The 24,306-nt window shown below is 44.2% G+C and carries 18 protein-coding genes and 1 riboswitch; of the genes, 15 read left to right on the top strand and 3 right to left on the bottom strand.

What is annotated here, in order from left to right:
* Positions 1-23 precede the first annotated feature (23 nt).
* From NSQ66_RS20735 to NSQ66_RS20690, 10 genes are all read left to right on the top strand, one after another.
* On the top strand, positions 24-1,769 hold the full coding sequence (locus tag NSQ66_RS20735; RefSeq protein ID WP_036676119.1) for a histidine kinase: 1,746 nt from the start codon (positions 24-26) through the stop codon (positions 1,767-1,769).
* A gap of 18 nt (positions 1,770-1,787) precedes the next feature.
* Entirely contained in the window at positions 1,788-3,428 is a 1,641-nt protein-coding gene (locus tag NSQ66_RS20730) for a response regulator (RefSeq protein ID WP_076179714.1), read from the top strand.
* Between the two features lie 107 nt (positions 3,429-3,535).
* Positions 3,536-5,254, top strand: a complete 1,719-nt coding sequence (locus tag NSQ66_RS20725; protein ID WP_036676124.1) for an extracellular solute-binding protein — start codon at positions 3,536-3,538, stop codon at positions 5,252-5,254.
* Between the two features lie 234 nt (positions 5,255-5,488).
* Positions 5,489-6,379: an ABC transporter permease subunit gene (locus NSQ66_RS20720; protein WP_036676126.1), complete on the top strand. Its 891-nt coding sequence runs from the start codon at positions 5,489-5,491 to the stop codon at positions 6,377-6,379.
* Positions 6,380-6,406: 27 nt separating this feature from the next.
* Positions 6,407-7,285: a carbohydrate ABC transporter permease gene (locus NSQ66_RS20715; RefSeq protein ID WP_036676128.1), complete on the top strand. Its 879-nt coding sequence runs from the start codon at positions 6,407-6,409 to the stop codon at positions 7,283-7,285.
* A 318-nt stretch (positions 7,286-7,603) separates the two neighbouring features.
* Positions 7,604-8,260 (top strand): stage V sporulation protein AA, encoded by a 657-nt coding sequence (locus NSQ66_RS20710; protein ID WP_036676129.1) that lies wholly within the window; start codon positions 7,604-7,606, stop codon positions 8,258-8,260.
* 2 nt (positions 8,261-8,262) lie between these two features.
* Complete coding sequence (locus NSQ66_RS20705; RefSeq protein ID WP_036676132.1) at positions 8,263-8,688, top strand: stage V sporulation protein AB; 426 nt, start codon at positions 8,263-8,265, stop codon at positions 8,686-8,688.
* Positions 8,689-9,249: 561 nt separating this feature from the next.
* Positions 9,250-10,884, top strand: coding sequence for a spore germination protein (locus NSQ66_RS20700; RefSeq protein ID WP_076274168.1), 1,635 nt, complete (start codon positions 9,250-9,252; stop codon positions 10,882-10,884).
* Between the two features lie 126 nt (positions 10,885-11,010).
* A complete protein-coding gene (gene lysA, locus NSQ66_RS20695; RefSeq protein ID WP_036676133.1) occupies positions 11,011-12,345 on the top strand; it encodes a diaminopimelate decarboxylase in 1,335 nt (444 codons plus the stop codon).
* A gap of 145 nt (positions 12,346-12,490) precedes the next feature.
* A complete protein-coding gene (locus NSQ66_RS20690) occupies positions 12,491-12,922 on the top strand; it encodes a peptidylprolyl isomerase (RefSeq protein WP_076274154.1) in 432 nt (143 codons plus the stop codon).
* Positions 12,923-12,977: 55 nt separating this feature from the next.
* Here the strand turns inward: NSQ66_RS20690 and NSQ66_RS20685 are convergent, their stop codons facing one another.
* The gene (locus tag NSQ66_RS20685) at positions 12,978-13,733 is read right to left on the bottom strand and encodes a TIGR02206 family membrane protein (protein ID WP_036676136.1); all 756 of its coding nucleotides are present in this window, start codon (positions 13,731-13,733) and stop codon (positions 12,978-12,980) included.
* Between the two features lie 243 nt (positions 13,734-13,976).
* On the opposite strand from NSQ66_RS20685, the gene NSQ66_RS20680 reads away from it, so the two are divergent.
* Positions 13,977-17,444 (top strand): collagen binding domain-containing protein, encoded by a 3,468-nt coding sequence (locus NSQ66_RS20680; protein ID WP_076274153.1) that lies wholly within the window; start codon positions 13,977-13,979, stop codon positions 17,442-17,444.
* Between the two features lie 443 nt (positions 17,445-17,887).
* On the opposite strand, the gene NSQ66_RS20675 is transcribed toward NSQ66_RS20680, so the two are convergent.
* Together NSQ66_RS20675 and NSQ66_RS20670 are read right to left on the bottom strand one after the other, a co-directional pair.
* The gene (locus NSQ66_RS20675) at positions 17,888-18,991 is read right to left on the bottom strand and encodes a HAMP domain-containing sensor histidine kinase (RefSeq protein WP_076274152.1); all 1,104 of its coding nucleotides are present in this window, start codon (positions 18,989-18,991) and stop codon (positions 17,888-17,890) included.
* On the bottom strand, positions 18,988-19,698 hold the full coding sequence (locus tag NSQ66_RS20670) for a response regulator transcription factor (RefSeq protein WP_036676140.1): 711 nt from the start codon (positions 19,696-19,698) through the stop codon (positions 18,988-18,990). Before NSQ66_RS20670 ends, NSQ66_RS20675 begins: the two co-directional genes overlap by 4 nt.
* 458 nt (positions 19,699-20,156) lie before the next feature.
* Between NSQ66_RS20670 and mscL the strand changes: the two genes are divergently transcribed.
* From mscL to NSQ66_RS20650, 4 genes are all read left to right on the top strand, one after another.
* Positions 20,157-20,552 carry a large-conductance mechanosensitive channel protein MscL gene (gene mscL, locus NSQ66_RS20665; RefSeq protein ID WP_036676141.1) on the top strand — a complete coding sequence of 132 codons (396 nt, stop codon included), beginning with the start codon at positions 20,157-20,159 and terminating at the stop codon, positions 20,550-20,552.
* 188 nt (positions 20,553-20,740) lie between these two features.
* Positions 20,741-20,914: riboswitch (FMN riboswitch) on the top strand.
* 218 nt (positions 20,915-21,132) lie between these two features.
* The gene (gene ribD, locus NSQ66_RS20660; protein ID WP_339279372.1) at positions 21,133-22,233 is read left to right on the top strand and encodes a bifunctional diaminohydroxyphosphoribosylaminopyrimidine deaminase/5-amino-6-(5-phosphoribosylamino)uracil reductase RibD; all 1,101 of its coding nucleotides are present in this window, start codon (positions 21,133-21,135) and stop codon (positions 22,231-22,233) included.
* Between the two features lie 54 nt (positions 22,234-22,287).
* A complete protein-coding gene (locus tag NSQ66_RS20655) occupies positions 22,288-22,956 on the top strand; it encodes a riboflavin synthase (protein WP_339279370.1) in 669 nt (222 codons plus the stop codon).
* Between the two features lie 62 nt (positions 22,957-23,018).
* Complete coding sequence (locus NSQ66_RS20650) at positions 23,019-24,272, top strand: bifunctional 3,4-dihydroxy-2-butanone-4-phosphate synthase/GTP cyclohydrolase II (RefSeq protein ID WP_051490904.1); 1,254 nt, start codon at positions 23,019-23,021, stop codon at positions 24,270-24,272.
* Positions 24,273-24,306: the final 34 nt, after the last annotated feature.

The following is a 24,306-nucleotide window of genomic DNA, read 5'->3' as shown; positions in this document are numbered from 1 at the left end:
TTTGAGCCGGAGAGTGAAAGAACGTGTATAGATATAATTTATTTACCAAAATCGTGTGTATCATGGTCATTATGCTGATCCCGATAACCATCCTTTACTTCTATTCCAATAAAACGACCACGGATGTGCTGCGTACGGAGTTAAATACTTCGAATAATAATCAGCTTAGTTTTTTTCTGAATCAGGTAGAAAGTAATATGGAGTTATTGTCCTCGTGGCCGATTCTGCTGATCCATGATCCTGATATCCTCAGCCTTAAGGACACTTATCTGGAAAAAGGGCGTTTGAATCTGGATACGATAAACCTGATCAAACGGATTCAGACCAAAATCAGCATTCAAGAAAGCTCCTCCAATTGGAAGAGTAAGCTGTATTTATACTCCCCGTCCATTCATCGTATGGTATCTGAAAATGATGCGAAGTTATACGAAGATGAGGATCTGAAGCGGGAAGTGAAGTCGGGCTGGCATGTGGAGAAGATTGAAGGGCAGGAGGGTGACCGCTTCGTATTCTCGTGGTTTTCTTTTACACCTTTTATGTCAGAATTCGCTCCGGAAAAAGTCAAAACGGTTATGAAGGTAGAGTTCGACAGCCGGAACATAGAAGATATGCTGGATAAATTCAAAAGTGATGGCAGAAGAGACCCTTTTTATTATAAGCAGGGAACAGGACTTATTTTTAACCGCAGTGCCGACAAGGTGTTAGCTAAAGAATTGGTAGACAGGCTGGAAGAGACCCAGCTGAAGCCTAGTGAGAACCGCACGGTCAAAATAGAAGGTGAATCCTACAGTGTAAATATCGTCTATTCGGACAAAATGGGCTGGTATTTGATCGACTATATGCCGCTGACTGAAATCCTACATCCAATCCTGACCTCTAATCGTTTATTTTATTTTGCGATCAGTGCTTTGTTGTTAATGAGCTGTCTCGTAGCCTATCTGTTATATGTTCAAGTGCAGGTGCCTATAAGGTTATTGGTTGGAGGCTTTCAACGGTTGAAGCAAGGGGATTATTCTGCGCGAGTGGAGATTAAAGGGAAGAATGAATTCAGCTTCCTGTCCGGCCGGTTTAACAGTATGGTAGAACAGATTCAGATGCTGATCGAGAATGTGCTGATGGAGAAAATCCATGTTCGCGAAGCCCGCTTAAAGCAGCTTCAATCACAGATAAATCCACATTTTTTCTATAATTGCTTCTCCTTTATTACAAGTATGGCGAAGCTCGATAATATGGGGGCAGTCGTTGGGATGTCGCATAATTTGTCCCGATATTACAGATACACCACTCGTCAGGAACGTGATTTGGTTGCGCTGTCTGAAGAGGTGGAATTTGTGAATCATTATCTGGAGATCCAGAAGATGAGGATGAGCAGACTTCGTTATGAGATCAATATCCCACCGCAAATGCGCAAAAGAGAGCTTCCGCCGCTCGTACTGCAGCCTCTGGTGGAGAATGCGGTTATACATGGAATTGAGCCCATCGCCAAAGAGGGACTGGTGCGGATTACGGGTTCATGTGTAGGCAGAGAAATGACGCTTACGGTTGAGGACGATGGTCAGGGCATGACGCCAGAGGGAATTATAGAATTGGAAAATAAACTAAGCAGGGCGATGGATGAAGAAATGGGCTGCGGTTTATGGAATGTGCATCAGAGAATGCGGCTGCGTTTTGGGGAGACGTCTGGCTTGCGCATCTCGCCTTCTCCGCTTGGAGGATTACAGGTGACACTGCAGTGGTTGCTGCCCAACACAGACAATGAAATGGAATGACATCTAGGAGGGGAAAGAATGATAGAGCTGTTGTTAGTTGATGATGAGCCCTATGTTACGGAAAGTTTAGCTCGTACTATTCCATGGGCTGAAATCGGGGTGAAGCAGGTGCATCAAGCGGCATCGGGTGCTGAAGCTCTGCAAATTATGGAACAGCAGGCTATAGATATTATGGTTACTGATATTTCAATGCCAGGAATGACTGGCCTGCAATTAATAGAAGCCGTAGGCGAGAAATGGCCAAATATTCGGTCCATTTTATTGACGGGTTATTCCGATTTTCAATATGCGAAAAAAGCTATTCAACTGCAGGCATTTGATTATATTTTGAAGCCGGTAAGTGATGACGAGTTTATCAAAAGCGTATCCGGTGCGATTGAATCTTTGAAAGATGAATGGGAAGCCCATGATAGATATCATTTGCTGCTGTATAATCGCAAAGCCGATTACAGTGTTTTGCGGGCTAATCTGATGCACGAATTGCTTCTCGGCAGGGTGCTGTCCGAGCGGACGCTGGCCATTAAGCTGAAGGAATATGAAATCTCCTTCCAGCCGGACGCTGAAGCAGCGATGCTGCTGATTCAGCTTGGTAAACATTATGCCGCCATGGATCACCATTCGGTTTCTCTAATGGAATATGCGATCGGTAACATTGCCGAGGAGCTTTTTAAGGAGCAGTTCCATGTCTGGTTCTGCAAAGCGCCGCATGATTGCTTGATTCTGCTTGTTGAATTAAAGCCGGCAGTTCAGCAGGGATTGGAGCAAATTGCTAACTATGAAGCTGCAAGGCAGCAAGTCCTAAAAGCGGTGATCGCGAATTTCCAAATTAGTGTAAGCAATTACCTCAAGGGTGAGATTTCACTGATTGTAACGGAGTGGTTCACCTTTCCAGAGGGGATGACGGCTGCCTATCGAAGCGGTCTTAGCTCGATGTATTTGGCAGCACATGATGAATCCAGTTCCGTGCTGTTTTTGGATGATCGCCAGCATCAGGAGACGATGAGCATCAAATCGCTCGAATGTCTTTATCGTCCACCTACACTCATTCATCTGTTGGAATCCAAACAATGGGATACAGCAAGGCAAAAAATTGCTGACGTGTTCCGGGATATGGAGAATGCACGGTTTTCTAGTGAACATCTGTACGAGGTCTTTCTATCGATAACGAATGCATTTATGTATATAGCGCATAAGAGTGGCCAGTTCATCTCCAAGATTGATCAATACGCTTTAGATCCGTTGTTGACGCAGAGTATTATTGTTTCTTTTGATAAGCTTAAAGAATGGGCGTTTGATATGCTCGATAAGCTTCAGAAGGAGCTATCCGAAAGCGATCAGAATACGAAAAGTTATATTATCAAGCAGGTCCATGAGCTGGTAGGAAACCATTCGGGTCATGAGCTGTCCGTCAAAACCATTGCCGATCATGTATATTTGCATCCTGTCTACTTGTCCAAGATTTATAAGGCTGAGACTGGGGAAGGGCTTGGGGACTATATTATTCGGATGCGGATGGAACGGGCACTTTATCTGCTTAAAAATACGAATAAAAAAATCTATGAAATCACCTCTGAGCTTGGATATCAAAATCCGCAATATTTCAGTAAGATGTTCAAAAAACACTACCATATGACACCAAATGAATTCCGGGACGGATAGAGGTTGAGAAAGGTGCAGAAACCTTGTTTAAATGACGTATTCGGGCTTAGAATCGTTCCCTATAATTAAATTGTAACCAACACTTATGGAATCCAAGGGGGAACAAAATGAGCGCGATGAAGAGAAAAAGATGGCTGCCGCTCCTGTGTATGAGCATGCTTTTGGCGGGTAGCCTTGCGGGCTGTTCAGGCAATAACGCTGCTAATAGTAAAGACACTGCTGGAGATAAAACAGCTGGTGAAGCGACTGCAAATACAGCTTCCAATTCTGAAAACGCCTACAAGGATAAATACGATCCTGAGGTGACATTTACAACCGCATGGGGCGTGGACCCTGAACTTAAATTCAAAAACGGTGAAAGCATTGAGAATAACGTGGCTACAAAATGGGCTAAAGAAAAATTCGGCATCAACATTAAGTCCCTTTGGTCCATCACAGATACGAACGGCGCATTTGGTACGAAGCTGCGTTTATCCATGTCTTCAGGTCAGGACATGCCTGATGTCGTAACCATCGGTACAGCCGACAACACGATTGCACAGGATTTGATCGATTCCGGCATGTATGCTGATGTAGGAACTTTGTTTGATAAATATGCTTCAGATACATGGAAAGAAGCGATGGCACAGGATCCTAACGTTTGGAACCAATACAGCCGTGATGGAAAAAGAATGGGTCTGCCTGTTCTCGATTATGCATATAACCATGATTACATTCTGTGGATCCGCCAAGATTGGCTGGATAAGCTGAATATGCAAGCACCGAAGACGATCGATGAGCTGGAAAAAGTGATGGATGCGTTCAAGAATCAGAACCCTGATGGCTTGGCACCAGACAAGGTAACTCCACTTAGTATCGGCTTTAAAACAACGATGAACACTTGGATGGGCGACCCTTCTTGGATCTTTGGTGCTTACGGAACCTTGCCACAGCAATGGAATCTAGATGCTGATGGTAAATTAGAATACGGCTCTGTAAATGCTGGCATGAAGCAAGGGCTCGAAAAACTGAAGGAATGGTTGGATAAAGGTTATATTCCTCAGGAAGCGGCTCTTTGGGATGAGAACAAAACTGCCGAACCAGCAGTTGCGGGTACAGCAGGTATTCTCCCGGGTCCTTACTGGATGAGCGGCTGGCCGCTTCAGGATACCGTGAAGAACTCTCCAGATGCAGTATGGGCTCCAATTGAAATTCCAGCGGGTCCAGATGGAAAGGTTATGCGTCATGGTACACAATTCACTAACGGTGTAACTTTGATCAGCACGAAAATGAAAAATCCTGAAGCCTTCTTTACTTATCAAAACTACCTGTTCGATAACTTTGCTAATCCAACGCCAGGCAGTGAACTGGATAACGGCCTTTTTGCAGGATACGACTATGAGCTAGATGCGAACGGTAAGATGATCGAAAATGATAAAATTGCTGGCGGTTATGTGAATAGCGTTCGTTATATGCTGGTTCGTGACGGTGCCCGGATCCCGGATGCCCAAATGAAAGCACTCCTTAACCTGGCAGATGGCGCAGAGCCAACAACCCGTCTGGAGAAGGACGTAGCTGTGAATTATGGTAAAGACACCCCTGCGGCTGCAAAAGTTCTGCTGGCGCAAGAGGATAAATCTTTTAAGAATATGTTCACAGGTCCTACGACCGAAACTATGAAATCGAAAATGGACTATTTGAATAAAATTGAGAACCAAACGTTTAATGAAATCATCTATGGCAACAAACCGCTGGATGCATTTGATTCCTTTGTAGCGACCTGGAAATCAGGTGGTGGCGATCAAATCACTAAAGAAGTTAACGAATGGTATGACAGCGTAAAATAAGGTTTGGATTAAGTTTGACTAGGTAAAAAGCAGTAAACGGGACCATCTCTTCAGCCGTAGCATTAGGCTTTAGGGAGGGTCCCTGTTTGCGTTTGGAGTCCTCTTTTTTCAATGTGATAAAGAGATTGCTTTTGTACCATATATATTGGTTTTGCTCGCTATTTGAGGAATTCGGGCGTTGCTATAATTTGAGTATGGTTACAGAAGAACTTGACACGATATGGGGGACCAAGGATGAGAACACTAAAAAAAACATGGCCTTTTCACTTGATGTTATTGCCGGCGATGATATTCCTGATCATCTTCAGCTTTATTCCAATGGGCGGGATTGTGATGGCATTTCAGGATTATAAGCCATGGCTGAAAATTTCAGGCTCGGCATGGGTTGGATTAGACAATTTCCGTTATCTGTTTGAACGTAATGACAGTATGCAGGTCATTTGGAATACATTGATTATTGCTGTTCTAAAAATGATTTTCAATCTGGCTGTACCGTTTGTATTCGCCATTTTGTTAAATGAGATTCGCAAGGTATACATACAGCGTACTATTCAGACACTGGTATACTTGCCTCACTTTTTATCTTGGGTTATTCTCGGCGGGATCTTGCTGGATTTGCTTGCTACAGATGGTTTTGTCAATCAGATCTTAGGCAGCATGGGCTTCAAACCCATCTTTTTCTTAGGCGACAACAACTGGTTCCGGTTCACAGTTATTCTCACAGATGTGTGGAAGGAATTTGGTTATAATACGATCGTTTTCTTAGCTGCTCTAGCAGGAATTAATCCATCATTATATGAAGCTGCTGAAATAGACGGCGCTAACCGCTGGAAGCAGACACGTTTTATCACAATGCCATCTCTATTGCCAATGGTTGTGGTGGTAGGTACCTTGGCTCTCGGAAATGTATTGAACGCAGGGTTTGACCAGATTTTTAACCTCTACAATCCACTGGTCTATCAGAAAGGCGATATTATTGATACCTTCGTGTACCGCACGGCTATTCTGAATGGTGAGATGGGCTTTGGTACGGCAATCGGACTGTTTAAGTCGGCCATTAGTATGATCCTAATTCTCGTCTCGTACAGTTTGGCTAAGAAGTGGGCAGGATATCGCATTTTCTAATCTACCAAAGGAAGAGGGAGACAACTTATGTATTACAAAACAAGAGGTTATCGTATATTCAACGTGTTTAATACTTGCTTTCTAATCCTGCTCGCACTGATGTGTATTGTACCTTTGATTCACGTGCTGGCTGTATCCTTTAGCGCGAAGTCGGCAGCGGATGCCAATTTGGTAGGGTTATGGCCAAAGCAGTTCTCTCTGGAAGCTTATAAAAAGACAATAAACAATCCAATCTTTCTACACTCCATCTGGGTATCTGTTCAAAGAACCATACTCGGGACTGGACTTACACTTTTAATTACTTTTCTGGCAGCCTATCCGTTGTCCAAAGAAAACTCAGCCTTCAAGGGCCGTAATGTCTACTCTTGGTTGTTCGTTTTCAGTATGGTGTTCAACGGTGGATTGATTCCATTTTACATTGTGATTCAAAAGATTGGTTTGATGGATTCCTTCTGGGTACTTGTTCTGCCAGGTGCGGTAAATACGTTCTTGGTGATTCTGATGCTGAACTTCTTCCGTGGTATTCCAAAAGATCTGGAGGAGGCCTCGCTAATAGACGGAGCCGGACATTTCCGTACGTTGTTCAGTATTTACTTGCCGATTTCTCTGCCGTCGATAGCTACGATTGCCTTGTTCAGCATGGTATTCCATTGGAACTCCTGGTTCGATGGACTATTGTATTTGAATAATTCCAAGCAATTTCCACTGGCGACATTCCTGCAGACGGTTATCATTCAACGGGATATGAGCTCCATGAGCATCAATCCAAAGGAAATGGAGCTGATCTCGCAGACGACGGTGAGAGCCGCGCAAATATTTATCGGAGCCGCTCCAATTTTGATCGTATATCCTTTCCTGCAAAAATATTTTGTTAAAGGGATGACACTTGGTTCTGTAAAGGAGTAGCAATGATGACAACCACATTTATCAATGGAATGGATATCTCGTTTCTGGATGAAATTGAACAGGCACGGTATGTTGGATTACTTGCGATCTAACTGATGAATTGGCAGAAACAAGAAGACAGCTTAAGGTTAATTACCTTGAGCTGTCTTCTTTTTAATTTCCAGAAGAAGGATTGGCCTTTCCTGATACCTATAAACAAGCAACATTTCAGTATTTCAGGAAATTGATTCAGAGCAGCAAGAGTAAAAATAAGGCTTTACTCCCATACTACCGTTATCTTGGACCTGAGCTTCACCATAACCTTTAGGAGGAATGCGGATGAAACAACATTCTGCTCCCACCATCTATATACAGCTTAAAAATCGGGTGATGGTTCCCAAGGGTAAAGGTGTCACATTGGGTGATATTGCTTTTTTGATAGCGGAGCCTGAGCTGAAAGAGTCGTTGGAGACAATTCTCTTAATGAAGCCGGAGCAAAGTGACGGCAATCTGATTTTGATTGATCTGTTGATGGTTATCCCCCGGATATATGAACTTATACCGAATGCGGACATTGAACCGATCGGTGAAGGGAGGACGATTGTGCAGATTGAGAGTCAGGTGGAGAGACGGAAACCTTCGGTGGCGATGTTTGTTTTAGTGTGGCTGCTGCTTTTCTTTGGGTCTGCTCTGACAATTATGAACTTTCATGCTGATGTAAATATGCTGGAGGTACAAATTCGAATTGTGGAGATGCTAACGGGTCATCGGGATGAGCATCCCTATATATTTCAGATTGCTTATTCTCTGGGCATCGGGTTTGGGATGGTCATTTTTTTCAACCATTTATTTAAAAAGAAGTGGAACGAGGAGCCTACTCCGCTGGAAGTGGAAATGTATCTGTATCAGAAGAACATCGACCAATATGTCATCAATGAGGAATACAGCAAGATGAGGCGCCGAAGTGAAAACCAATCTGAGAATACGGAGGACTGAAGATGACGGCACCCATAGCACTGGGACTAAATTTGCTGCTGGGCATTGCGGGTGGTATTGCTGTAGGCGGCGGAGTGATCGCTCTATTTGTTGTGCTCGATATGGTGCCGCGTCTGGCGCAATTAACCTCTTCTTACGATAAAGTTCATTGGTACGAAGGCGCGATGGTAGGTGGATCTTTAGTAGGTACTGTTAGTGATTTTTGGAATTGGAAGATTACCTCAGGTCCTCTAGTTGAACTTGGTGTAGGACTATTTGATGGGATTTTTGTCGGGATGCTCGCTGCAGCATTGACCGAAGTATTAAATGTGCTGCCGATACTCGCTAAACGCTTGAATATGACACATTATCTATTCGGTTTGTTAATGGCGATGGTGAGTGGGAAGGTCGCGGGTTCTTTGTTCGACTGGTTTGTATACCGACAGTAAACAGGGGGTTAGGAAATGAGCAAGTTTATTCACAGCGGTGATTCTGCACCGGAAGATGATCATCTGGAAGATAATGCTGCAGCTGCTGCAGCAATGAAGACAACTGCAGCGGATCTAGTTGCAGATCACACAGAACCTGTAGGAGCTTCAGCTATCGGGGAAAGTGAAGATTCAGCGGAAAATTCTACAACAACTGAAACTAGCCAAGACCAGGAGGATGCAGAGGCGTCAGCCGAATTAGGCACTGAGCTGCAAGACGCAGATGCAACTGCGGAGCAGGGAACAGGGCAGCAGGATGCAGCAGATGCAACTGCGGAGCAGGGAACAGGGCAGCAGGATGCGGAAGCCACTGCGGAGCAGGGAACAGGGCAGCAGGATGCAGCAGATGCCACTGCGGAGCAGGGAACAGGGCAACAAGATGCAGAAGCATCGGATGAGCTCGGCAATCAGGAGCCCAATGAGCCGAGTAAAGGTTTTTTTGCCAGGTTATTTGGTATGGATTCAGAGGATTCGGAATCAGATGATGAGGCACAGGATCAGAATGCTCAGGCAGCAGGAGGCATAGATAACGGTACCGGAACCGGGGAGGGTTCTCAAGCTCAACCGAAGCCTTCGAAGAAGCAGGCGAAGCAGCAGACTCAGAACAAAGGGAAAAATAAGCTGCAAGACAAACGCGATAGTGAGCATTCTAACTCATTAAAGGAATCCGTTATTTATTGGCAAGGCAATGATCATATCCCAGGTTCTCTACAAGAAACAAAAAACACGCTGACCGAAGTGATGGGACTGGGATCAAGTTTTGATGTGACGTTTAGAGAAATGTCCTTTGGGGGACATAAGACAGCTTTACTCTGTTTAAGCGGATTCACCAACGAAGATGTAACGGATGAAATTCTGAAACGACTAACCTACCTTTCTTCAGAAAATTTGTCCGCAGGTGTGTTAGGTAGCTTTATGAACGAATACATCCCTCATATTCAAGTTGAAGAGGGTAGTGTATTAAGTGAATGTTTCGATAAAGTATTAAAAGGAATGAGCGCACTATTTATTGAGGGTGAGAACAAAGTTATCCTAATGGATACTCGATCTTACCCAATGCGAAGTCCGGATGAACCCTCGATTGATCGGGTGGTACGTGGTGCGCGTGATGGTTTTACAGAAACCCTGCTTAGTAATATTTCACTTGTAAGAAGACGGATACGTGATCCGGGGCTGAAGCTTGAAATGTTTCAAGTGGGACGGCGGACACGGACAGATGTCTGTGTGGCTTACATCGATGATATCGTTGATAAAACACAGGTTACGTCTGTCATCGATAAAATCAACAGCATCGATATCGATGGTATTCCACTGGCGGATAAGCAATTGGAGGAAGCGATTATCGGCGGAGGGTGGAACCCTTATCCTATGGTGCGTTATTCTGAACGCCCTGACGTTGTTGCCTCCAATTTATTGGAGGGACGGGTCATATTATTCGTGGATACCTCACCCATTGTAATTGTTCTTCCGACCACCTTTTTTGATCTTTGCCAGCATGCGGAGGAGAATCGTCAGACTCCTTTTATGGGGACATATCTGCGGTGGGTCCGTTTCATCGGCATCTTCGCCTCCATGTTCCTGCTCCCGTTATGGATGCTGCTTGTTATCCATCCTGAGTTAAAGCCTGCTATGCTGGATTTTATCGGGCCGCAAAAGACAGCGAGAATTCCTATTCTCGCTCAGTTTCTGATTGTAGAGCTTGGGGTTGATTTACTGCGGATGGCCGCCGTGCATACCCCAACACCTTTAGGCTCAGCGATGGGTCTGATTGCAGCCATATTGATTGGTGATATAGCGGTGCAGAGCGGTCTGTTTGTAAACGAAGTAGTACTATATATGGCGGTAGCCTCAATCGGTATGTTCGCGACTCCGAGTTATGAGCTGGGTCTGGCGAATCGTATAGTCAGGCTTGTGTTATTAATTGCCGTAGCGGCGTTCCAGGTACCAGGCTTTATGATTGGCACGACGTTGCTGACTATCTTCTTAACCACTCATCGGTCCTATAACTCCTCATATATGTGGCCGTTTATACCCTTTAATGCAAAGGCAATGAGTGAAATTCTATTGCGTAAACCGGTCCTAAGTTCGAAGGAAAGACCGTCTTTTAACAAAACCAGAGACAATACCAGAATGCCGCCATCTCAAGAGAATGATTAACAATCGTAGGAAAATACAAAACTACTGCAAATTAGTCCATTCAATGGAGTTCCCACTGTCTGTTATACTGAATACACTAAGACAGGGTGGAACCTTGATATTCCACAGAAATTGGAGGACTAAAGAATGTTTCTACACGGTACTAGCCGCATTAACGATGCTGGGCATTTGGAGATCGGCGGATGTGATGTAACTGAATTGAAAGCGGAATATGGAACCCCGCTATATATATTGGACGAGCAATTGGTTAGACAACGTTGCCGGGAATATATGGATGCTTTTAAAGCCTCCGGCCTTGGTTTCCAAGTAGCTTACGCAAGCAAGGCGTTTTCAGTAATGGCAATGGTTCGTTTGGCTGATGAAGAAGGTTTGTCACTGGATGTTGTATCTGACGGCGAACTATATACAGCTTTGCAAGCTGGCTTCCCGGCAGAACGTATTCATTTTCATGGCAACAATAAGACATCTGAAGAGATCGAAATGGCGATTGATGCCAAAATCGGCTGCTTTGTAGTCGATAATCTGGTAGAGCTTAACCTTTTGCAGTCCATTGCCGCACGTAAAGAAGTTAATGTGAACATCTTATTGCGGGTGACACCAGGTGTAGAAGCGCATACTCATGAATATACCGCAACTGGCCAGACGGATTCCAAATTCGGTTTTGATATCGGTAATGGATCGGCCTATGAAGCAGTGAAAGCAGCAGTCAGCAAAAAGAATATCACGCTGCTTGGTGTGCATTCCCATATTGGTTCGCAGATCTTTGAAACCGATGGTTTCCAGCTGGCTGTTGAGCGTGTGGCAACTTTTGCCCGCAGTGTTAAAGAAGGCTTGGAAGTGGACTTCCGTGTAGTCAATCTTGGCGGAGGTTTCGGCATTCGTTATGTTGAGGGAGATACCCCACTACATGTTTCTGAATATGTTGCAGCGATTACGGATGCAGTGAAGACTCATTTTGCGGGAATTTATAGTGCTTTGCCGGAAATTTGGGTGGAGCCGGGCCGTAGTATTGTTGGAGATGCAGGTACTACATTGTACACTGTAGGATCTAACAAGGACATTCCTGGCGTGCGTAAGTACGTTGCTGTTGATGGTGGAATGACCGACAATCCACGCCCTGCTTTGTATCAGTCTAAATACGAGGCATTGCTTGCTAACCGTGCTAACGAAGACGCAACTGAGACTGTTTCCATCGCTGGTAAATGCTGCGAGAGCGGAGATATGTTGATCTGGGATGTAGAGCTGCCAAAGGCTGAAAGCGGCGATTTGTTGGCTGTAGCCTGCACAGGTGCGTATAATTACTCCATGGCCAGCAACTATAACCGTCTTCGCCGTCCGGCTTTAGTATTCGTACAGAACGGACAAAGCGATCTTGTAGTGCGTCGTGAAAGCTATACGGATCTTATTGCCAACGATATTGTACCAGAGCGTATCGCCAAACAGACAGTTGTTGCTAAGTAAAAGCCTGCTGCTGTAAGGTGGGTAAGGTTGAGCAGCATATAGAGCAAGCAGGAAAGTCTCCTGCTTGCTTTGCTTTGTGCGTGGTTTCATAGTAATATAATTGAGGTATTCTAAATTTGTTAATTTTGAAAGGGGTCATTTACATATGGCAAAGCAAGCGAAAATCACTCTAGAAAATGGTGGCGTAGTGCTGCTGGACTTGTTCGATCAAGATGCACCTAACACTGTAGCCAACTTTGAAAAGCTGACAAAAGAAGGTTTCTACAACGGATTAACATTCCACCGTGTTATCCCTGGTTTCGTTGCTCAAGGCGGATGCCCTAACGGAACTGGATCTGGCGGTCCAGGATACACAATCAACTGCGAAATTAACCCAAACAAACACGAACGCGGAACACTTGCTATGGCACATGCGGGTAAGAACACAGGCGGAAGCCAGTTCTACATCTGCTACGCTCCACAACCACACTTGGATGGAGTACACACTGTGTTTGGTAAAGTAGTAGAAGGCATGGATCTTGTTGATGCTTTCAAAGGACGCGACAAAATGACTTCGGTAGAAATCATCGAAGCTTAAGATTTAATAGTTAAAAAGCCAGTCTCCGAATATCGGGGCTGGCTTTTTTGTGTTGTTAAAGAATCCGCCTAACCTGTGTACGCCGCGAATTGCGCCGTTCTGGCAGCCAGAAGAATATCAAATACATGGCAAGAAACACAGTGAAGGCAAACAGCTCTTCAACAAGCAGGTAATAAGGATAAGGTCCAAAATAATCCAATACGGAATAGGTGCTAGGCTTCTGGGATAGGAACATGTAGTTTGAGCCTAGGAAGTAATTAGCAGTCCAGATGCAGGCAGCCACAATATTGAGGCCAAGCATGGTGATGAGTAACGATCTCCAAGTCGGCTTGTAGCCCTCAATCCAGGTCATATAAAGAGACGCCAGAATAATAGAACCATGAGCTATAAAAAACAGGAGAAAGCGGAAATGAGGGAACGGATAAACTAGGTTAGGGGTAAGCAAAGCAATAAATGCTCCGCCGATCCCGGCAAAGTAGAGAAAGGAATAAAGGGTTCGACTGCGTGAAATTAACATGATAATAGACAGCAGTAGAGTGATTCCACAGAGCTCGAACGGTAATGAGGAGCTGGAGCGCCAGATGTTCTGAGAGATGTACCACATTTGCAGCCCGGCTTCTGAGACTACAAGTAGAATGATTAGCAGCAAACGCACACTTTGCCGAAGTCTTGAATCTGCACGAATTTCAAACCGTAAGCCATAGAGCAGTAGACAACTTAACGTAATGATAGACAGCGCAACCCAATGCGAAGATGAGAACATGATGAAATCCTCCGCGTGCTGGCGATCAAAAAAAGATGAAAGCTGCATAGACAAACCTCCTTTGAACGTGAAAACATCCATCAAAAATAAAGTTTGAGAATTTTAATAATATTGATTCTAGATATCCATAAATTGGGTATATATGTATATGTTCTGTCAACTCCACCACATAAGGAAGACTTTTCATTATATTAACATAAGATGGGGCGCTGGGTGCGGAATTACATATGAAGCTTTTGAACAAACAGGGGTGGAAAACAATTAGAACAAGAAAATGGAGGCAAAAAGAACATGTTTAAGAAAAAAATAAGTGTAATGGTCATTATTTTGATGCTTGTGGCACAATATGCCTATGGCATCGGATTTGCTCCGCAAGTAAAAGCGGCTGCGATTGATGACGAAAGAAATATCATCACCAGTGTTTCGATGGCTGTTTACGGGCCGGATGGAATCACAGTCACGAATAGCGTATACGAACAAGATGCTAATGTTACCTTGGATTATAATTGGTCTCTTCCTAAAAATCATAATTACAAGCAGGGCGACACTTTTACTTTTCAGCTACCGGAACAGTTCCAGCTATTTAATGATTTTAACGGACCCTTAGTCTCTGAGGATGGAGATGTAGGGAGCTTTGAAGTCAGGCAAAATTCACATGAAGTGATAATGACTTTTAATGACTACATAGAAATGCATGATGACGTGCAGGGAACGCTGCGGTTAAATACTAAATTCGATAAACAGAAAATCTCGGGCAGTACTATTCAGAATATTTTATTTCCCGTGAGCGGTGGCGTTCAGACAGTGACAGTGAATTTTAAGCCAAGTGTTGGATCGATCATAGAGAAGAGAGGTATTCCCGAAGGCTTCAATGCGAACCAAATATTATGGACTGTTGATGTCAATAAGTCTTTGGAAGCCGTGGGGAATGCCATTGTGACGGACCCCATCCCTTCAGGCTTATCATTAAATACTCCAGTCACTGTGAGCGTGTATCAACTGAGCATTCAATTGGATGGTTCAGTAACGGAAGGAGCGTTGCTCGACACAAGCAAATACTCTGCAGAGCTCTCCGGAGGGGCACTGATTGTCCGTTTTACGGAGCCTGTGATTAAAGAGGCTTACCGTATTGTATATTCCACAGGGATTACTAATGACCATCAGCTAAGCTTCACCAATACTGCAACTTTTTCAGGAGATGGGCAAGAGCCTGCCAGCTCCTCTGCCACAGTGAATGTAGAACGTGGAGGAAGCTTGAAAAAGTATTCCACAAGCTATGATGGGGGCAAGCAGATCATTTCCTGGGCAATTGAATATAACTACAGTGAAAAGAACATCCCGCAAGGAAACGCTGTGTTAACAGATTTGTTCGATGATTCTCAAGAGCTGGTAGCCGATTCATTAAAAGTATATGCTGTGCAGCTGGATTCTTCCGGTGGTGCAACGTTAGGCAAGGTTTTGACAAAGGATGTTGACTACACGGTTGTTTCCACCTCAGACGTTCATAAGGCTGGGTTTGTATTGCAATTTGTACACGATGTTACTTCACCATATCGAATCGAATATAAGACAAAAGCGATAAAGCGCGTGTTTGAGGATGTCACCATAACTAATACAGTCTCCGATAGTACGTATAGTAATCAGGCTACCCGATTAATCCGGTCTTCCATTCTTTATAAGACTTTATCAACCGTAGATTATCAGAATAAAACATTGGGCTGGAAGGTCACATTGAATAGTGACAATTACCCGATGAGCCATGTTGCAGTTACCGAATCCTTCCCATTAGGCGGCCTAAAGTTTATTCCGGAATCACTGGTGATTAGAAATCTGAATGGAAATGTTTTAAATCCGAATAACTATAATCTAGTATACAACTCACCTGTCGAGCCTAATAAAGGCTTCAAGGTAGTGTTTAATTCACCGATATCTGGTCTTTACACGATTAGCTATTCTACAGAATTTAACAAGGATTGGATTTGGGCTAAAACTGAAAATTTCAACAACAAAGTTCGCTTAGACTGGATGGACTCTACTGAAGCCTTACGCACGATAGAAGCAGAAGGGTTATTCATTCCTAGACCTGAAGCGAAAAACAATGGATTTAAAGGGGGAGCCTACGATGCTTCAACTAAAGAAATTACTTGGACGATAGGCGCCAATTATAACGGCAAAACCCTCGAAGCTCCGGCGCTTGCAGATATTTTAAAATCAGGCCAGACCTTGGTTCCTGGTTCACTTAAAGTTTACACTATGAATATTGCAAAGAATGGTGATCCTACCAAGGGTGGAGAAGTGAATCGTAATAAATATACCTATAGCTTAAATAGCGATAATGAATTAAAGGTCATTTTTACAGATAGGATTAACTCCGCTTTCTACATTGAATTTAACACAAGTCTTGAAGGGCAAATAATAGGCACTACTATTGATAATAAAGCTAATCTCTATGATGGAACAAAAGTGGTTTCCAAAGATTTGACCGCCTCCGTAAAAATTCCTTTTGGAGAGGATTATGTGCTGAAGGACGGCACACAAAACGGGGATAAAATCGACTGGAGCCTGCAAATTAACCGGGGGCAGTCTACTGTAAAGGATGCTTTAATCAAAGATACTCCCAGTGCTAATCAAATTTTGCTGCAGAATTCATTCCATCTATATCCTACGGCTGTAGCTGTGAACGGAGATATCACGAAAAGCGGCCCTGAATTGATTCAGGGTATTGATTATAGCGTAGTTATTACAACGGATGCCGATGGAAAACAATCCTTTGAGTTAAGCTTTGCCAAGGAAATCAGCAGGGCTTACATTCTCGAATATCAATCCCTGATTGTGGCTAACACTGGAGACAAAGTAATAAATACTGTACATTTCAGTGGTTTTAACGGCAGCGAAATAAGTAAAGAGACCTCCAAAGAAATTATTGTCGGGGTCTCCAGCGGTTCTGGCACAGGCAGCGGGGTTAGAGGCACCCTCAATATTAAGAAGCTAGATGCTGAAGATAACTTAAAGGCGCTTGGTGATGCGACTTTTGCATTGTATCGACTAAATGGCACGGAACGTGTACTGATTAACAGTCTAACTACAGATGCAGAGGGTACAGCTACATTCAATAAAATATGGCTGGGTAGCTATGTATTGGTGGAGACAGCAGCTCCAAATGGTTACGTGCTCGATACATCCGAGCATCCAGTGGAGATTCGTTCCTCGTCAGCGATTCAACTGGTGATTACGAATCAAAAAGCAGTGGAGCCAACGCCTACGGCAACACCAGAACCAACCGATGCTCCAACAACAACACCAGAGCCAACCGTAACACCTGCACCATCAACAACGCCAGAACCGACGGTTTCTCCATCACCAGAAGCGACTGCTGCACCTACACCAATCCCTACAAGCAGCACATCTGGAGGTTCGGTGGTACCCACGTCTACAAGTTCGCCCGTACCAGGGGTAATTATTAATGATCCAGCTGTTCCTGCTGGTCCTGAAATTGCCGCCGATCTAGGATCCGCGACATCAACCGATGAGGGAATTCCTGAGCAAGAGATAACCGAAGATGAAATTCCTTTAGGAGAAGTTGATATCGATGATGAAGAAGTACCAAAGGGTACGGTGAACAATAGCACTTCGGTTGCTCCTCAGCTGCCGAAGACAGGTGAGAATAGTCCAATGCCACTGTATCTGTCGGGAATTGGGTTGATAACGATAGGCTTTGTTTTGAACCGAGTATTTAGACGTAGGGGTAAGACGGAGTGATTGAGATTAGTGTGATTTAAGCTTTTATGCAAAAGCACCCAGCATGATAAATGCCGGGTGCTTTTGTGCTTTTTTTGAAAAATTTATGGCTGATTCTTAAGTGTACCGGGACTAAAACTTTTCCTCCTGGCAGTAGCGGCGCAGCATCAATGGTGAGAGCTTTCCCGTTCACGAGTGCTTTGACACTGCCCACAGTCATAGTAACGGTGTTCTCGGCGTGCTTAAGCTAAAGATCAGTAGTGGTCGGCGATGCTTAGCTGTCGCGGTATGAATGAAATGGCCCCTAGCATAGTTAAATAAGATGGATAATAATATTAGAGGAATTCCTCACTTATAGCAGAGTTGGTATGAAATCACTATAAGTCAGAGATCTTAAGGCTTTATGTTATGAAATCTTATCATTTTCTTAATGGATGAGATTGTACAAAAAATCCCTGCAAGCATCATTCGCTCACAGGGAAAGAGGTTTCAAATTCAGTTTGTTTGCGTGTGCTTTTGGCTGTAATGGTTCCGCCGTGAAGCTCTGCAATACTCTTGGCTATGGCGAGCCCTAAGCCACTTCCGCCTGTCTCTCGGGAGCGGGATTTATCGACACGATAAAAGCGTTTAAATAAGTGGGGGAGGTCGGATGCAGGGATAGGAGTACCATAATTCGTACATACAGCAACTATTCTATCGTCTTTTCTAACAACAGAAATGTCTAGAATTTTTCCTTCCTTTCCGTATCTTACGGCATTGGTAAATAGGTTCTCATACAATCGCACCAGCTCGTCCGCATCTCCGTTGATGATCAGAGGAGCTGTATCCGTATGAATGCGGTAGATCATATCTGCTTGTTCCAGTACGGGTGCAAATTCCTCAATCAGCTGTTCGAGCAGCTTGCCGAGATCTACAGGCTCAATATTTAGCGGTAATCCGCTGCTGCTGACGCGTGTGTATTCAAATAAATCGTCGATTAGCTTTTTAAGAGTCAGAGATTTCTCATAGGCAATATTCACATAATAACGCAGCTCAACCTCGTTTTTATAACGATCCTTCTCCACATATTCAAGGAATCCGAGAACAGAGGTTAGTGGGGTTCGGAGGTCATGGGACACACCTGTGATTAGGTCATTTTTGGCTTTTGCAGCGGCTCGTTCTTCCTCTATAGCAGATTTTAGCTTGCCAGCCATTGTGTTCATATTTTCAGCGAGCTTTCCGAGTTCATCCGTACCTGATACCGGCACCTTGAAAGACAAATTGCCATCCGCAATGGCCTGAACTCCGCTCGTAATGTTATGAAGATTCTTAGTTGTATTTCTGGACAGTTTTAGGATGAAAAAAATAAATAAAGGAATCCCTATAAGAATTACAACTGGCGTCGATCCAATTGTATTGATCACCCAGAGAATGAGTCTGACTCCCCAAAAGGAGCGCGAAGGATTTAACCACAGCAATAGTGAAGTGCCATAATAGCTGCCCATTAAGATTAAAGCGGTGAGTGCTAGGCTTGTTAAGCTGAAGCCAACTATTTTCCAGGATAGGGTATCGAATCGTTTAAAGTTCAACTAGAAGGACCTCCTTTTTCCAGTTTGTAGCCAACGCCCCATACCGTTTTTAAGTATTGTGGTTTACGCGGATCTTCTTCTATTTTTTCTCTGATTTTACGAATATGCACCATGAGTGTATTGGTGCTTTCCAGGAATTGTTCTTTCCATACTTTGGCGTAGATCTGCTCCATGCTTAGGACTTGTCCTCTATTACGGGCGAGCAGCTCTAGAATCGCAAATTCTCGCGGGGTAAGTTTAACTGGCTGATCATCCACACTAACTTCATGCGTAACCGAATTAATAACCAAGCCATCAATGATGATTTCATCCTGTTTGGCGTTTAGATCTGCCATGTAATTTCGAGTTCTGCGCAGCTGGGATTTAACACGGGCAACTAACTCCAGCGGACTAAAAGGTTTCGTAACATAATCATCTGCACCTACGCTAAGTCCGGTGATTTTATCAAGTTCCTGCCCTTTAGCAGATAACATGATGATCGGAAATTTTTGCGTTTCACGAATTTTAATACAAGCCTCAATGCCGTCCATATTAGGCATCATGATATCAAGAACCATTAGGTCTATAGTCTCTCTATTGATAATTTCGAGTGCTTCCAGCCCGTCTCTGGCAGTTAACAGCCGATAGCCCTCGTTCTCCAGATAGATCTGCATTAGTTTAATAATCTCGGCTTCGTCGTCCACCAATAGCAGCGTTGCGTTGTGCATTTCTCAGCGTCCTTTCTTGCTTGTAAAGCAATCTTGCTATAAGAAGTATACAACATTTTCTTGTTTGGAAGCCTCATTTGAAGACCGGTGAAGGCAAAGGAACTGTATTGCAGCTCATAAATTAGTGGAATAAAAGACCAAATCGCCCACAGCATTATGCCAGTTTGTTTTTTCTTTTAGCTTGCTCTGATCGCTGTGCCTCAATCCATGTTTTGATCTGTGATAATACATTCCCAGCCATGCCCCTAACATGCAGTTCTGGAATCTTTTTTAAGAGTTGTCATGATAGAAATCTTCCTTTCTTGTAGTGCTTAAACCCTATTTAACAGGAGACTTCTTAACAACGCTGGCAGATAAAAGTAAAGGGAAACTTAATAGTTTCTTAACAAGTCTTAAGAATTAGGAAGCTACTATGCTATAATAATTTCAAATTAAATATGTTGGGGGTAATTTGGAATATGTGGAAGGAATTTAAAGCTTTTGCCTTGAAAGGAAATGTTCTTGATTTAGCGGTTGCGGTCATTATTGGAGCTGCATTCGGAAAGATTGTAACTTCATTAGTAAATGACATTATTATGCCAATTGCAGGTTTGCTTACTGGTGGGATAGATTTGAAGGATCGGGTGCTTGAAGTCAGTACGGACCTGAAAATACCTTATGGACTATTTTTACAATCGGTTGTGGATTTCTTTATTATTTCATTTTCCATTTTTCTGGTTATCAAGCTGGCCAATAAATTTCAGCGTAAAGAAGCCGTTAAAGTTGAAGTGGTGGAGACTCCAGCACCTGCAGAGGATATCGTGCTGCTTACGGAAATTCGTGATCTTTTGAAACAACAAGAACGTGGTTTGTAATCATGAAATATAACCAAGAAGCGCCAGGAGTCCTTGTCCTGGCGCTTCTTGGTTTCCTTTTATAAACTCAGTACAATCTATAATCTAGTTACAAATTTTAAGTAAATATAATAAACGCACTTGCATTTCGCTGGTGTAAGTGATAATTTTGTTAGTAAGGAAAACTTGAACCTCAATTAAATAAAGGATCAATCCTTCAGGGCAGGGTGTAATTCCCTACCGGCGGTGATGCTGTTGTAGAAGTAACTTATTAAGTTCATCTACAGTGCTCAGTCCGCTACCCGGCTCGCGTTGTTGACGCGAACGGTGGACCTGGTGAAATTCCGGGACCGACAGTATAGTCTGGATGGAAGAAGGAGAGGTTGACCGTTTGTCTGCAATGGACTGGCGGATCGCAGTGTTTTCATATAATTATGTGCGATATTTCACAATACCCGTCGATTGACGGCTATTTAAGCACACTTTTATTTGGACTGCCGATTAACTCTCGCATAACCCATCTTGAACTCCTCCTGGAGAATGAGATGGGTTTTTCTGTTTTTTTAGCTTAAGAATAGACAGCAGTGGATAGGAGGAAGAGATGGACAACATGAATGATGAGTTTTATATGTCGCTAGCACTGGACATGGCCGAACGTGCCCAAGGGCAAACGGGAATTAACCCTGTTGTTGGTTGCGTTGTGGTGAAGAATGGAGCAATGATTGGACTCGGAACTCATTTGCAGCGAGGTACGGGGCATGCCGAGGTGCACGCTTTGAATATGGCAGCTGGGCAGGCACAGGGCAGTACGGCATATGTCACACTAGAACCGTGCAGCCATTATGGAAAGACTCCACCTTGCAGCCAAAGGCTGATCGATGAAGGGGTAGCTAGAGTTGTGGTTGCTTGTGAAGACCCCAACCCACAGGTGGCAGGAAGAGGAATCCAAATGCTGCGAGACCAAGGGATTGAGGTCGAAGTTGGTTTGCTGCGTGATCGCGCGCTTCGATTGAATGAGCGTTTTATCAAATATATTTTGACAAAACAACCTTTTGTTACGCTGAAGAGTGCTAGCACGCTTGATGGCAATCTGTCTACCAAATCTGGTGACAGTAAATGGATTTCGAATGGGGAAGCGCGGGAGATCGTACATACGCTGCGGCATCGGCATCAGGGCATCATGGTCGGTGTGAATACAGTGATTGCTGATAATCCCTCTCTGACAACAAGAACAGAAGTGCCTGGCATTAACCCGACGCGGATCATCATTGATTCCGGGCTACGTATTCCTCTGGATTCGGCAGTTGTATGTGATGGCCTAGCGCCTACTCTTATTGTAACAACCGATGCTGCAGATCCTGCTAAGAAGGCTGCACTGCTGAAAGCAGGTGTTCAAATCGTTGTGTGCGGAGCAGGTCCAAGAGTGGATCTGAAGGCGGCCATGATATCCCTTGGCGAAATGGAAATTGGCTCTATTTTGCTTGAAGGCGGGGGAACGCTGAACGGTGCGATGCTGGAAAGCGGGCTAGTGGATCGTGTGATTCTCTTCTTCGCTCCAAAAATTGTCGGTGGTGGTACAGAAGCGAAAGGGACTTTCGTATTCCCGGGTGTAGAGCTGATGAAGGATGCGATCTCACTTGAAGGATTGGAAGTAAAAGTGCTAGGAGATAATGTATGTATCAGCGGTACTCCGGTACGCTAAAAAAGTTTTAAGCGAAGTGAATTTGAGGAAGTAATGCTTTTTAGGAGGGATATCATGTTCACCGGATTAATTGAAGAGGTTGGTGTTTTGCGCAGTGTCTCCGCCGGTGGGAAAATGATGGTGCTGAATATTGCCGCTTCGGTCATCATGGATGATCTAAAAATCGGTGACAGTGTGTCCGTCAATGGGGTTTGCCTTACGGCGACAACTTTGGGCGATCATTCCTTTACAGTGGATGTAATGCCACAGACCTACCGGAATAGCAACCTGAAGGAACTGAAGCCCGGCAGCCGGATGAATCTGGAACGAGCGATGGCAGCTGGCGGGCGTTTTGGAGGACATATTGTTCAAGGACATGTTGATGGCACTGGCATTATTAAGAGTGTAAAACGTGATCAGAATGCTGTTGTATTCGAGATTGCACCGGATCGTAAATCACTATTTAAATATATTATCCCTAAGGGATCGATCACGATCGACGGCATTAGTTTAACTGTAGTGAAGACTACGGCCTCATCGCTGGCAGTGTCCATTATTCCGCATACGTTAGGGGAAACAGTTCTGACGCACAAACGGGCCGGGGATAGTGTAAATATCGAGTGTGATGTACTTGGCAAATATGTAGATCATCTGTTGCATTATGGCTCAGCCGCCCAAGATGAGGAAGGCGAGAGCAGCTCCGGGATTAGTCATGATTTCTTGGCGGCGAACGGGTTTGTTTAAATAAAGAGTTTGCTTACGAAGAAGGGAATAATCTTTCGTAAAGCTTTTAGGAGGATAGGATCATGAGCGAGCAATCGAAAAAGGAAAGTGTCTTGGATCCGATTGAAGATGCAATATATGACTTAATGCGCGGTAAAGTCATCATTGTAGTGGATGATGAAGATCGTGAGAATGAAGGGGATTTTATAGCCCTTGCTGAACGGGCGACACCAGAGGTCATCAATTTTATGATTACTGAGGGACGTGGATTGGTTTGTATGCCTATTACCCAGGAGCGTGCGGCAGAACTTGAACTGCAAGCCATGGTAACCCACAATACCGATAATCACGGTACGGCTTTTACCGTATCTGTTGACCATATTGATACAACCACTGGGATCTCTGCGGGGGAAAGATCTTTGACCGTTAAGGCCATGATCGATCCAAAAGCGAAACCTGCTGATTTCCGCAGACCGGGGCATATGTTCCCGCTGATTGCGAAAAAAGGTGGCGTTCTGCGCCGCTCCGGACATACGGAGGCTGCTGTTGATCTAGCGCGGATGTGTGGCGCTTATCCAGCCAGTGTCATTTGCGAGATTATCAAGGAAGATGGCTCAATGGCCCGCTTACCTGATCTAATCGAAATTGCCCGCAAGCATGATCTTAAGCTGATCAGTATCAAGGATCTTATTCATTATCGCAATGAAAAAGAACAACTCGTTACTCGCGAGGTTTCAGTACGTCTTCCTACCGATTTTGGGGATTTCCAGACCATTGCTTATACAAATGAAGTCGATGATAAAGAGCATGTAGCTTTGGTAAAAGGCGATATTTCCGGCGATGAGCCAGTGCTTGTACGTGTACATTCCGAATGCCTGACTGGTGATGTATTCCACTCCCATCGTTGCGATTGCGGCCCGCAATTTGAAGCTGCACTGCGGCAGATCGAAACTGCCGGCAGGGGCGTGTTGCTCTATATGCGCCAAGAAGGCAGAGGCATTGGCCTTATCAATAAGCTTCGGGCTTACAAGCTGCAAGAGGAAGGTCTTGACACTGTAGATGCGAATCTAAAGCTTGGTTTTCCAGCAGATCTGCGTGATTATGGAATTGGAGCACAAATTCTGAAGGATCTGGGTGTGCGCCAAATCCGTCTGCTCACGAACAACCCGCGTAAGATCAAAGGGCTGGAGGGTTATGGATTGGAAGTCGTTGAGCGCGTGCCGATACAAATGCCGGAGAACAAGGACAACACCAACTATCTCCACACGAAGCAAGCGAAGCTTGGACATATGCTGTCTTTTGACGATATTGAACAAAATGAGGATTCGAAAGCTTAACCATACATTATAAAAAACGAAGGGTAGATGATGG

The sequence above is a fragment of the Paenibacillus sp. FSL H3-0329 genome (assembly GCF_037963285.1).
GTDB classification, from domain to species: Bacteria; Bacillota; Bacilli; order Paenibacillales; family Paenibacillaceae; genus Paenibacillus_AQ; species Paenibacillus_AQ odorifer.
This window is presented reverse-complemented; position numbering and strand designations above follow the sequence as displayed.